This is a genomic window from Gammaproteobacteria bacterium (genome assembly GCA_013214945.1).
Taxonomy (GTDB): Bacteria; Pseudomonadota; Gammaproteobacteria; order Enterobacterales; family Psychrobiaceae; genus Psychrobium.
The window spans coordinates 129,167-141,291 of record JABSRT010000005.1; the positions used below are offsets into that span (position 1 = coordinate 129,167).

Genomic DNA, 12,125 nt, shown 5'->3' on the forward strand with positions numbered 1-12,125 from the left:
TTTAGGAGTTTAAATTATGAAAATTATCACCAAAACATCGCTTGCCTCAGTCGCCGGGATCGCCAGTATTTTTTTAGCCGTTGCCTTTAACTCGGCATCATCGACTGGCCACCAGCAAGCCCAACCACCGAAAAAAGCCGTGCAGAGCCCAATGGTCTCAGTTATTCAAGCAACGCCAATATCGCATCAAGCGACAGTGACAGCTTACGGTGAAGTTAAATCGAGCAATCAACTGACATTAACCTCACAAGTCAGTGGCAAGGTTACTTATTTATCACCGACATTTTTAACCGGTAATAGCGTTAAGAAAGGTCAGTTGCTCGCCCAAATTGAGCCGATTGTTTACGAGCAGGCCTTAGCGAATGCTCAAGTATCTTTGGCAAACGCCAAGCTGGCATTAGCGCAGGAAAAATTAAACAGTGAACAAGCTGCTCAAGAATGGCAACAATCGGGCTTGGCGGCAGAGCAAGCGTCTGACTTAGTTTTGCGCAAACCGCAACTGGCGGCAGCCAAGGCTGAATTCTCATTAGCAAGCATCCAGGTGGCTAAAGCTAAGTACGACTTGTCACAAACAAAAATACGCGCGCCATTTGACGCCTTAGTGGTCTCTAAAGCAGTGCAAATGGGCAGCAACCTACAAGTTGGCAGCCAAATAGCTCAGTTGTATGACATTGCATTATTTGAGGTGGCACTGCCATTATCACCCCAACAATGGCAGTTATTACCGAACAGCCTTGAGCAATTACCAAACAGTCTTGAACGATTAGCTAATATTGAAGTGCTGTTAACCGATCAAACCAGCACTAACCAATGGGTCGCAACCGTCAACCGTTTTGAGCAACATATCAACAGCAGCAGTCGTCAACGTTCTCTGATTGTCACCATCAAGCGACCTCTTTCACTCGACACGCCGCTATATCCGGGCACCTTTGTTAAAGCGACCATCAAAGGCCTCGCTATTTCACAATTATGGCAACTGCCGACCTCGGCATTAATCGATAGTAATTCGGTATGGCAGGTCGACAACGACGGCTTACTTAATCAACTTGCCGTTAATGTTATTTTTTCGCAAGGCAATCATGTTTACGTGAAACCGCAACAGCCACTAACGCAGGCTAGCATTGTAAAAAGACCGCTCGCCAGTTATTTGACCAACATGAAAGTGCAAGCAAACAATGAGCAGCGCTCTCAGCAAATGAGTCAGCTTGGCGCCAAAGAAACTCAATCAACTCAGTCGGCTCAGGTGACTAAATCAAGCGCTGATGTCGCGCAGGAGTTATTGTAATGTCGTTACAAAGCCCTTCAAATAACAGCCCCCTAAATCACAGTAATACCAAGCAAGGCGGCATTATCGCGTGGTTTGCTGGCAACTCGGTTGCGGCCAATTTACTGATGTTAACCATTATCTTTTTAGGCTTAATGTCGTTTAACCAGTTACGCAAAGAAGCATTTCCGGCATTTGACGCTAACTCAGTGCGCATTTCAATGACTTATGACAGTGGCGATGCCAAGTTGTCTGAAGAAGGCATTGCGATAAAAATTGAAGAAGCGCTCGCCACGGTACAAGGCATTAAACGCATTACTTCAACATCTAACGCGAGCGGCAGCTCGGTCGTGGTCGAAGGAAAATCTGACTACGATATCGCTATTTTATTACGCGATATAAAAGCCAAAGTAGATGCAATCCATAACTTTCCGCAAGGGGCTGAAAACCCGGTTATTGAAGAGGCAACCAATTTACAACACGCTTATTCAGTAAAAATATTTGGCGGCAGTGACCGTGCAGCATTACAAGCCATTGCCCAGCGTTTAAAAGCAGACTTGTTAGCGCAATCGGCTATTTCTAATGTTGAAATTACCGGCGAAGCCGAGCCGATGATGTCGATTGAACTCGATGAGCAAAAGCTGCAAGCCTATAATTTATCATTTACTGATGTCGCCACGATCGTCAACAACGAATCAGCAACAGCAATCTCTACCAGCTTACGCAACGCCGACAAGGTAATGCGATTAAAAGTGGCTGAACAAGCTTATCAGCAGCAAGAATTCGCTAATATTCCGTTGCTAACCCAAGCCGATGGTAGTCAGGTTTTACTAGGCGATGTCGCCAAAATTAATGATCAATTCGCGGATGATGTCTTAGTGATTGGTCGTTACAACGGCCTACCGGGCATTGGGGTTGAAATTAATGTCGATGGTAGTGGCGATGTCTTAAAAATTGTCGAACAAGCCAACAACATCGTCGCTAAATGGCAAGAAAGCACCTTGTTGCCACAGCATGTTTTTGTCGAAACATGGAATGATGGCGGCACCTTAATTCGTGATCGTTTGGCATTGCTGGTTAAAAATGCCCTGTCTGGCATTGCGTTAGTCTTTATTGTCTTGGCGCTGTTTTTAAACCTACGCGTCGCCTTTTGGGTCACCGCTGGGTTGCCGTTTATTTTCTGCGGCACCTTATTTTTTATGACCGACAGCTTCACCGCGATGACGATTAATGAAATGACCACCTTTGGCTTCATTTTAGCGCTCGGCATAGTGGTCGATGACGCCGTTGTGGTCGGAGAAAGCATTTACTCGACCCGTAAAGAGCAAGGTGACAGTATTGAAAGCACTATTTTAGGGACCAAAAAAGTGGCGGTACCGACTATTTTTGGCGTGCTAACGACAGTGGCTACCTTTGTTGCTTTGGCTAATGTTGATGGCATGATGGGCCAAGTTTATTCGCAGTTTGCGGTCGTGGTAACTATCTGTTTATTACTGTCGATGGTCGAGTCTAAGTTAATATTACCGGCTCATTTAGCCCATTTAAATACTCATAGCAAAGCAAAGTCAGGCTTAGGGCGCTTATGGTCTCGCATTCAGGCTGGCGCCGATAATGGCTTGCAATGGTTTAACCACAAAGTATATTTACCGGCAATAAAGTGGGCAATTAGCTACCGCTATGCGGTGGTCAGTGGTTTTATTGCGATCTTTATTTTAGTCATTGGCATGTTGTCCAACGGCAGTGTGCGCACCGCGTTTTTCCCTGATATTCCCGGCAGTGTCATCCAAGCCAGTGTGTCGATGCAAAACGATGCCAGTTTCGGCCAAACCACTAAAAACTTAGTCGCCATCGAGCTGGCCGCCACCATGGCCGATCAACAATTAATGGCGCAACATGACCAACCTGGCAGCGCCATTGACACCATTGAAGTGATCGGTGAAAGTGATTTGGCGGGATCCATTACTGTTGAGCTCGACAAAAACGCGCCTTATTCATTAAATGACTTCGCCAGCGCCTGGAAAGCTATCGCAAAAATGCCTGAAGGCGTGCGTAAACTCGATATTCGTTCTGGTTTTGGCGGTGGTGATAACTTTAAAGTTGAACTCAAAGCGTGGAATACCGACACGATCAGCACCGCAGGGCAAGAGATAAAAGCCGCCATTAGCCGTATTGCTGGCGTATCTGGCATTGATGATAATTTTGATTCAGGTCAGGCGCAGCTGCATTTGGCGTTAAACGAACAAGGTTTGGCACTAGGCTTAACGACTCAAGGGCTTTCACGCCAAGTACTGCAAGCGTTTGGTGGTGAAGTAGTTCAAAGCTATCAACGCGATAAAGATCAAGTAAAGGTTCGTATTCGTTACCCGCAAAGTGAGCGCCAAACCCTCAGCGATGTCACGAACGCCACAGTTAGATTAAGCAATGGTCAAGTGGTGCCGTTGTCGGTGGTAGCAACAATTACCGAACAATATCAACAAAATGATATTACCCGTATCTCAGGCTTACCGGCAGTATATGTGAGCGCTCAGGTTGATAAGCAGATCATTTCGTCAAGTGAGTTGGTCAGTCAATTGCAAAAAACTCTGATCCCGGATTTAGCCAATCGTTATCCAGATTTAACCATTCATTTTGCTGGTGAAGCGGAAGAACAAGCCGAAACAGCAGATTCTATGACCCGCTTATTTATGATGGCAATGGCGGCAATTTATATTCTGCTAGCCATTCCATTGCGCTCGTACGTTCAACCGGTCATCATTATGATGGTGATTCCATTTGGTTTAGTCGGTGCTATCTTGGGCCATTGGCTTAATGATATGGTGTTAAGTATTTTGTCTTTTAATGGCATTGTTGCCTTAAGCGGCGTGGTGGTAAATGACAGCTTGTTGTTAGTGTCTCGTTTTAATCAGGTTAAAACCACCACAGACAAAATATCTGATGCGATAGTCGCAGCTTGTACCGGGCGATTACGGGCGGTGTTATTAACGTCAATCACCACTTACGCCGGCTTAATGCCGTTACTAAGTGAAACGTCACCGCAAGCTCAGTTTATTATTCCTGCCGCGGCGTCGCTTGGTTATGGTATTTTATTCGCAACGTTTATTACTTTGCTGTTAGTGCCGTCATTATTAATGATCCATCAAGATGCGATATCTGCTATCGATAATCTAAAAGCCAAGTTTAGCCACACACCCAACGGGAACGTACAACATGAGCATTAGTGTATTACTGGTTGAAGACGATATTGATCTGGCTGCAACCGTGGTTGACTACTTTGAGTTTGAAGATATTCAATGCGATCATGCCGCCAACGGGGTTCAGGGCTTAGCATTAATCGAGGCTAACCCCTATCAGGTGGTTATTCTCGACCTTAATTTACCGCGGATGGACGGCCTGTCGGTGTGCCAAAAAGTAAGGGCTAACAGCAATGACACCCCTATTTTAATGCTAACAGCGCGCGACACCTTGCGCGACAAAATGGCCGGCTTTGACGCTGGCACCGATGATTATTTGGTTAAACCCTTTGAAATTGAAGAGCTATTAATGCGAGTTAAAGCATTATCAACTCGGCGAAGCGGTCAGGTAAGCAGCCTGACTGTTGGCCAGCTTGCACTGCAATTAAAAGAAAAAACCGCCAGCTTTAACGATAAAGCGTTAAAACTGACGCCAATTACTTTTAAGCTGTTAGAGAAACTAATGCGCGAGGCAGAAAAACCTGTCTCTCGATTGGCCTTGATGCAAGCAGTATGGGGCGACGACCAACCCGATAGTAATAGCTTAAAAGTGCATATTCACCATTTGCGCAAACAACTTGAACGCGTTGAGGCTAATATTTCGGTCGCCACCGAAACTGGATTTGGTTTTGCATTAAAACAAGATTAACCGCCTCAGCCTTACCCAATAAAACAGAGTCCTTATGAGCATTCGCACTTACATTTTTAGCTTATTAACCAGCTTGGTGCTGGTTATTGCGGTTATTTATTCTTACCAAAGTGGTCGATTGTTTGTGGGAACCCTCGATATGGTGGTTGAAGGCTTAATGTTAGACATTGGCGCGCAATATCCACAAGACGGCAAAGATGAGCAACAGGTATTACATTTCCATGTCACCACCGACTGGAACAAAGTGCCACAGCCCGTGCGAGATCGATTTAAGACCATCCCTGTCGAAAAGAACGTGCATCACTCAATATTTGTTGATTGGATCTATATTGCCCCCCCTGAAAAAGCCTATTCATTAATGGTGGTTGAGCGCGATGATCAGCTAATATTTGTGTCACGTTTTAATGAACGTTTACGAGAAAATGTTCAGGCTAAAGAAGGCTTTGTAATAGATCCTTTGGTGTGGATAATCATTGTTGGTTGCGCCGGCATTATGTTGTTCGTGGTTACGTTGCTGACTATTTTCAAAAAAGTCGCGCTGCCAATGGAGTCATTGCAACAATGGGCTAAAACACTAAAAATAAACGACTTATCAGCGCCACTTCCTGACTTTAAGTTTAAAGAACTTAATGGCTTAGCTAGCCTAATCCACCAAAATTTAGTCTCAGTGGCGCAATCGATTAAACGTGAACAAAGTTTTTTAAATTACGCCAGTCACGAATTACGCACTCCAATAGCGGTACTAAGAAGCAATAGCGCCTTGCTCGAAAAGGTTAACCCGACACCATCCGATAAAGAACGCATTATTCGCGATAGAATTGAGCGCGCTAGCCTAACGATGAAATCAATGACAGAAACCTTATTGTGGCTCAGTCGTGAAGGTGAGACAAAAATGAGTGTTGAGCAGGTTTGCTTAGGTCAGTTAGTTGAGCATGTGGCACACGAACTCAATTATTTACTGGCAGGAAAGTCGGTTGAGGTTAACCTTAAGGTTGATCAGCAATTGATTGAACTGGCTAAAACCCCCGGTGTTATTGTGCTAAACAATTTAATTCGCAACGCATTTCAACATACCCAGTCAGGGCATGTGGCAATAGTGCAACAAGGTCATCAGGTGGTTATTACCAATATTGAATCAAATCCAAATGATAACAATCAAACCAATGATGAATTAGGTTTTGGTTTGGGCATGTTGCTGGTCGAAAAGCTAACTAAGCAATTTAATTGGCGTTATAGCACCGAGCAATTAAGCAATGGTTACCAGGTAACCGTTTATTTAACTGATTAACAATAACTTGTCATATAAACTTAAAAGCTCTAACACAATTACGGCCATCTGATTTAGCTTGGTATAAGGCTTGATCTGCCTGTGATATCACCCCGTGAATCATGTTTTCTTCATCTACGAAGGCTGAAACACCGGCCGACAAAGTCATGGTTATTTTTTCATTGTGATTAATTTTTATTTCTAAGCCTGCGACGCCAATACATATCTTTTGTGCAATTGAGACAGTTTGCTCAATTGAGCTATCAGGGCAAACGATACAAAATTCTTCGCCGCCATAACGGCACACCACATCACCTGCTCTGGTGCCTTTAACAAAAAAATCGGCCGCAGTTTTAAGTGCGATATCACCGGCATCATGACCGTAGCTATCATTGAGTTTTTTAAAATGGTCAATATCTATCATTATTATGCCAATAGGACTGTTGGATCTTAGCGACCGAGCGACCAGCTGTTCGAGTGTTTCAAATAAATATCGACGATTATAAAGATTGGTTAAACTGTCTCTTATCGCCTGCTGGCGCAGGCTGTGTTTTAGCTGGACGTTGGCAATTGCAATACCAATTCTTTTAGCCACAGAGTTAATCAATGTAATTAGCTGATCTGAAAATTGTTGTTGATGAATATGCATCACCCCAACTGTTTCGCCATGCGCAATCAAAGGCACACATAATGATGATTGGTTTAGCGCTTGGTCTTGACTAAAATGCTCACAAGCAACGCCCTTGGCACCACCATTAAATAAATGCTCATGCCCTTTGCGCAGCGCCCAGCATTGATTCGGGGGAAATTCAGTATCTGCTAACCAAGGCTTCCCCCAAAACATATCTGTTACTAGGGTATTTCTGGAAGATTTATAAACGGAAATACCACCACTAGATTGGTCTAATAGATTGGGTAACAGCTGATTAATAACCTTGTTAGCATCATCCAATTCAATGCAAGCACCTAATAGCGAATCTAGCTCTTGCATCGCCTCAATTTCACTGTCTTGTTGATCTAATTTACTTTTAAGAATTTGTTGCTCACGCTCTTTCGCCCTAGCCATTCTACGCATGGCGATAACGATAATTATCGTTAAAGTAACGACTCCAAATGTCGAGATTACCAATAATGTAAGTCGCATATCCATGATTTGAGCGCTGATAGTCTCAGCAGAAAATGAAACCCGAGCAAAGAGATCAACGGGGCGGCCGTTTATCTCAATAGTCTTAAGTATTGCTACGTAAAAAAAATCGTGATGCAGGGTCTCACTATGACGTCTGGCGCTACCATGCCCAGACTGCAACGCCTGCTGTATTTCGGATCGCTCGATGTGGTTAGCCATTGAAACAACCTGATTAAAAGCGACATCTGAATCACCAATCACCCAACCATGGTCATTAATAAACGTGAACCTAGCCCCGGATGTTTTTTTTAACCGTTTAGCAATAGGGTCGATCCGCTTAGTCTTTAATTCGACATTGGCAATCGCGATAGTTTCCACCGCAAACTCCGCGAGCCATTTTAACTCTGTTTCCACCCGCTTATCGATGCCCTGGTGCAACTGATGATCGATCATTAGCAAACATAAGCCCCCTAAAAGCAGTAACATAGCGAATGAACGGAGAATGATTGTTTTAATAGAATTCATTTGAGCTCCCGACCGTCAGCGATCACGCCAAAATCAGCACAAAAAACTGACAAACTATAGAGCTAATTGTAGTCATTAAACGTCAAATATGCTGAGCGTTGTGGCGTGGCAATACAAAAATAGAGATCAGGGTGAGAAAGCTCAAATATGAAATTCCCCTAAGCTTTCATCGCAAGCAAAAAGAGCCTGCGATTATAATTTAGGCCAAGTTATGATCCGATTTTTGGCGGTATCGCATAAGTACCAACAGCATGAGCGACTGGCTCATCAAGGCCTTCGGAATAAAGCGATACCTCGCCAATCACCAGCAGTTTGCCAACTTTTATTAGTGTGCACTGAGCGATAATATCTTGGTCTGAAGCAGGCTTGCGTAAAAAATTAATATTTAAGTTGGTCGTAACGGCCATTGCAACCAAGCCAAGTTCACCCAAAATAGCGACATATAAGGCAGCGTCGGCCACTTCCATTAATACCGGCCCAGAAACCGTACCACCAGGGCGTAAATGTTGCTCGGTGATCCGTTTTCTTATTGTCGCTGACTTACCACCAACCTGTTCAACGATAATATCGGCCTGAGGAAAATCATTTTTAAAGAAATGGTTCAGTTGTGCTGTGGTGACCATGGTTACTCCAATAATAAATTAATAATTATGATGTCCGACAATTAAGATGTTAACTGCACTCTCTCGGACTGTGGCCAAAGTAGCGGCTAAATTCACGACTAAACTGGGTTGGACTGTCGTAACCGACCAGCCCCGCCGCTTGTTTTACTTTTATTCCTTGGTCGATCAGTAATTCTTTGGCCCGATTTAAGCGAATTTTTTTGACGTATTGAATCGGTGAAGAAGCTGTAACCTGCTTAAAATTACGATGAAAGGTCGAACTACTCATGTTGGCCATTGCGGCGAGCTGCTCAACGTCTAGCCGTGCTTGAAAATTACTATGCAAATGTTTTAAGACCCGCTCGATCCGTGACAAATGGGTATTATGCGACACTAATGCAAACAATGGCGCGGCTTGTGGCCCACTAAGGATATGAAAAAATATTTCTCGGATCAATCCATTGCCGATAATGTCGCACTCGATTTTAGTGCTTAAACATTGTGATAATCGGGTGATTGCACAAGAAAATTGCTCAGTGCAGCGACCAACAAACAAACCTTTAGTTTCGCCAAGACTGTCATGGCGAATAATTTTTCCATGGTCATCAAATATTCGAACCAGCTCATTCAATATGCTCATATCAAAATTAATCACCAAAGCGAGTAACGGCTTGTCAGCCTCGACAATGGTTTCACACTCAGCGGGCAGCGGCAGCGTTAATACAAGATAGTTGTCAGGGTTGTAATCATAAGCCTTGTGATCAAAATGGACTCGCTTTTGTCCTTGCACCACAATAATAATACCCTGACTATAACAAAGCGGCTCTCGCTTGGTTGATTGGCTGGTTTTATAAATGCCAACACCCGCGAGCGGGGTCGAGTTATAACCTTCACTGGTAGCAAGTAAGGCGATATTATCAACCAAGTTATTCATGATGTATTCCAAAGAGTATCTTGCTTTACATTATACTTAGCCAACAAAATCTAACCAGCCAAAAAACAACCAATGATAGCTTTGGGCATGAAATTGAGTGATTAGCCCATTCAAACAATCTGTAGTGCTGGTAATATGCATGAATAAATTACAGAGGGCATACCATGAACAATTTCGATTATTACAATCCAACCCGTATTGTGTTTGGCCAAGAGCGTTTACATGAACTAGACCAACTCATCCCAGCTAATGCAAAAGTACTGGTGATTTATGGTGGCGGCAGCGTTAAGCGCTATGGCACGTTAGACAAAGTAGTTAAGCTGTTGGGCGATCGTACCGTTGTTGAATTTGGTGGTGTTGAACCTAATCCACAGTTCGAGACGTTGATGAAAGCCGTCGCTGTTGTCCAAGCTGAAAATATTGATTTTTTATTGGCGCTCGGTGGCGGTTCAGTGATGGACGGCACCAAGTTTATCGCGTTAGCAGCCAAGGTCGATAGCGATCACAGCAGTTTGCTAAGCCATGGCTTTAAGCCAGTGCCTGCAGATAGCGCCGTAGCATTTGGTTGTGTTGCGACGCTGCCTGCTACTGGCTCAGAAATGAACAGCGGCGGTGTCATCACCCTTAACCAGCAGAAATATCCATTTAGTTCGCCGCTGGTTTTTCCTAAGTTTTCTGTGTTAGATCCTGACTTAACCCTGACCTTGCCTAAAGAGCAGATAGCCAACGGCGTAGCCGATGCATTTGTTCATGTATTTGAGCAATATTTAACTTACCCGGTCAATGCCAAAATTCAAGACAGATTTTCTGAAGGCATTTTAAAAACCCTGATTGAAGATGGCCCAGTTACCTTTAACGACAATACAGATCTCGACGCACGTAAAAACTTTATCTGGTCTGCGACCTCGGCGTTAAACGGCATCATTGGTGTTGGCGTACCTCACGATTGGTCGGCTCATATGATTGGTCATGAGTTAACAGCAAGCTTTGACATTGCTCACGGTCGTACACTCGCGATTATCTTGCCAAGCTTAATGCGTGAACGTAAAGCCCAAAAACGCGCTAAATTGTTGCAATTTGCCGAGCGGGTTTGGGACATCACGACAGGTACTGACGACGAAAAGATCGATAGTGCGATCGACAAGACCGAAGCCTTTTTTAATTCGCTTGAGATTGTTACCCAGCTATCTCATTACCAAATCGACGAAACTGGCATCGATCAGGTTGTCTCCAATATGGAAAAAATGCAGTTAACTCATCTGTCAGAAACCGGTGATTTAACCCTAGATATTGTGCGTAAAATATTGATTGCCGCGTTATAAAAAAAGATTTAGGGGTAACTGATAATTACCCCTTTTTTAACTTGAAATTGTTTTTCTTTTTCAAATCCCTAGCTTCAACCCTCATACCCTGTCGGCACCGTGGTCTGTCCATTGCTATCCAGATAGCGGTATGCATTAAGCAAATACGCCGTAAAAATGCTCATGCAGCATGCAAGGCATTCGTAATTAACCTCTAAGATTGATTGCGTCGTATTCATGCGCTATTCTTGGCTCAAATTCGCCAATTAGACCATCTCAATTAGTTATGGTCGCTTACGGCGATGCAATGAAGGTCATGATGAGTAAATCAAAAAAACTAGTTCAGCCCCAATTTGAACTCGTTGATCAACAACGCGGCGAATCGATCCGCTTTCTCGAACATGGTTTTCCTAGTCAATTAGTCCGCTGGCATTACCATGAAGAGTACGAATTACACCTGATCACAGAAAGTTCGGGCAAGGTTTTTATTGGTAACTATATTGGCAACTTCAGTCCGAACAGCTTAATTTTAGTTGGCCCCAATCTGCCCCACAATTGGATCAGTCAAATTGATAAAGGCGAGCAAATTGCAATTCGCGATCGGGTAATAAATTTTTCGCCGGACTTTATTGAACGCTGCGAAAAGTCGTTTCCTGAATTACACGCTTTAAAGCCTTTTTGGACTCGTGGTCGTTATGGCATTGAGTTTTTAGACGCTGGAGAAATATCTCAAGCAGTCGAATTGTTCGAAGAAATTGCTAATTCGACCGGCTTTAGACGCCTGACTCGATTTTGGACCTTAATCGAACTACTGGCTTCCATGACCCAATACCGGGTCCTATCGACATCGGCTTATGTGCCAGAACTAGATGACAAGGTGTTAGATCGCTTGAATAAAGCTATTATTTATATCTTTGAACACTATGATGGTCAGATTACCCTTGCCGAAACAGCAGCGCACCTTAAGATGAGTTCGAGCTATTTTTCTAAATTTTTCAAACAATCAACCGGACATGGTTTTATCGAGTTTGTTAACAGCCTTAAGGTCAACAAAGCCTGTGAACAGCTAGCGCATAGTAATGAGCCAATTACTGAAATATGTTTTTCGGTTGGGTTTAACAATATCGCCAACTTTAATCGCCGTTTTTATGATCTTAAGAAAATGACCCCCTCTGAATATCGAAAAACTTCATCAGATAGCCTCTATCGGGACTAAATCAGCAATAA

The 12,125-nt window shown here is 43.6% G+C and carries 9 protein-coding genes; 6 read left to right on the forward strand and 3 right to left on the reverse strand.

Annotated elements, in window-relative coordinates; genetic code table 11:
* Positions 1-16 precede the first annotated feature (16 nt).
* The 4 genes from HRU23_04925 to HRU23_04940 are packed head-to-tail and all read left to right on the forward strand — an operon-like array spanning position 17 to position 6,431.
* A complete protein-coding gene (locus tag HRU23_04925; protein ID NRA53466.1) occupies positions 17-1,285 on the forward strand; it encodes an efflux RND transporter periplasmic adaptor subunit in 1,269 nt (422 codons plus the stop codon).
* Positions 1,285-4,482: an efflux RND transporter permease subunit gene (locus tag HRU23_04930; protein ID NRA53467.1), complete on the forward strand. Its 3,198-nt coding sequence runs from the start codon at positions 1,285-1,287 to the stop codon at positions 4,480-4,482. The genes HRU23_04925 and HRU23_04930 overlap by 1 nt, the downstream gene beginning before the upstream one ends.
* Positions 4,472-5,143 (forward strand): response regulator transcription factor, encoded by a 672-nt coding sequence (locus HRU23_04935; GenBank protein NRA53468.1) that lies wholly within the window; start codon positions 4,472-4,474, stop codon positions 5,141-5,143. The genes HRU23_04930 and HRU23_04935 overlap by 11 nt, the downstream gene beginning before the upstream one ends.
* A gap of 34 nt (positions 5,144-5,177) precedes the next feature.
* Positions 5,178-6,431, forward strand: coding sequence for a HAMP domain-containing histidine kinase (locus tag HRU23_04940; protein NRA53469.1), 1,254 nt, complete (start codon positions 5,178-5,180; stop codon positions 6,429-6,431).
* Positions 6,432-6,441: 10 nt separating this feature from the next.
* On the opposite strand, the gene HRU23_04945 is transcribed toward HRU23_04940, so the two are convergent.
* From HRU23_04945 to HRU23_04955, 3 genes are all read right to left on the reverse strand, one after another.
* Positions 6,442-8,061 (reverse strand): diguanylate cyclase, encoded by a 1,620-nt coding sequence (locus tag HRU23_04945; GenBank protein ID NRA53470.1) that lies wholly within the window; start codon positions 8,059-8,061, stop codon positions 6,442-6,444.
* A gap of 209 nt (positions 8,062-8,270) precedes the next feature.
* Positions 8,271-8,684, reverse strand: coding sequence for a PaaI family thioesterase (locus tag HRU23_04950; GenBank protein ID NRA53471.1), 414 nt, complete (start codon positions 8,682-8,684; stop codon positions 8,271-8,273).
* 49 nt (positions 8,685-8,733) lie between these two features.
* Positions 8,734-9,597: an AraC family transcriptional regulator gene (locus tag HRU23_04955; protein NRA53472.1), complete on the reverse strand. Its 864-nt coding sequence runs from the start codon at positions 9,595-9,597 to the stop codon at positions 8,734-8,736.
* A 164-nt stretch (positions 9,598-9,761) separates the two neighbouring features.
* Between HRU23_04955 and HRU23_04960 the strand changes: the two genes are divergently transcribed.
* A complete protein-coding gene (locus tag HRU23_04960; protein ID NRA53473.1) occupies positions 9,762-10,919 on the forward strand; it encodes an iron-containing alcohol dehydrogenase in 1,158 nt (385 codons plus the stop codon).
* Between the two features lie 298 nt (positions 10,920-11,217).
* The gene (locus HRU23_04965; GenBank protein ID NRA53474.1) at positions 11,218-12,114 is read left to right on the forward strand and encodes a helix-turn-helix domain-containing protein; all 897 of its coding nucleotides are present in this window, start codon (positions 11,218-11,220) and stop codon (positions 12,112-12,114) included.
* The last annotated feature ends 11 nt before the right edge of the window (positions 12,115-12,125 follow it).

Coding starts and splice junctions, on each gene's coding strand:
- HRU23_04925 (NRA53466.1), top strand. CDS start 17: ATGAAAATTATCACCAAAACATCGCTTGCCTCAGTCGCCGGGATCGCC.
- HRU23_04930 (NRA53467.1), top strand. CDS start 1,285: ATGTCGTTACAAAGCCCTTCAAATAACAGCCCCCTAAATCACAGTAAT.
- HRU23_04935 (NRA53468.1), top strand. CDS start 4,472: ATGAGCATTAGTGTATTACTGGTTGAAGACGATATTGATCTGGCTGCA.
- HRU23_04940 (NRA53469.1), top strand. CDS start 5,178: ATGAGCATTCGCACTTACATTTTTAGCTTATTAACCAGCTTGGTGCTG.
- HRU23_04945 (NRA53470.1), bottom strand. CDS start 8,061: ATGAATTCTATTAAAACAATCATTCTCCGTTCATTCGCTATGTTACTG.
- HRU23_04950 (NRA53471.1), bottom strand. CDS start 8,684: ATGGTCACCACAGCACAACTGAACCATTTCTTTAAAAATGATTTTCCT.
- HRU23_04955 (NRA53472.1), bottom strand. CDS start 9,597: ATGAATAACTTGGTTGATAATATCGCCTTACTTGCTACCAGTGAAGGT.
- HRU23_04960 (NRA53473.1), top strand. CDS start 9,762: ATGAACAATTTCGATTATTACAATCCAACCCGTATTGTGTTTGGCCAA.
- HRU23_04965 (NRA53474.1), top strand. CDS start 11,218: ATGAGTAAATCAAAAAAACTAGTTCAGCCCCAATTTGAACTCGTTGAT.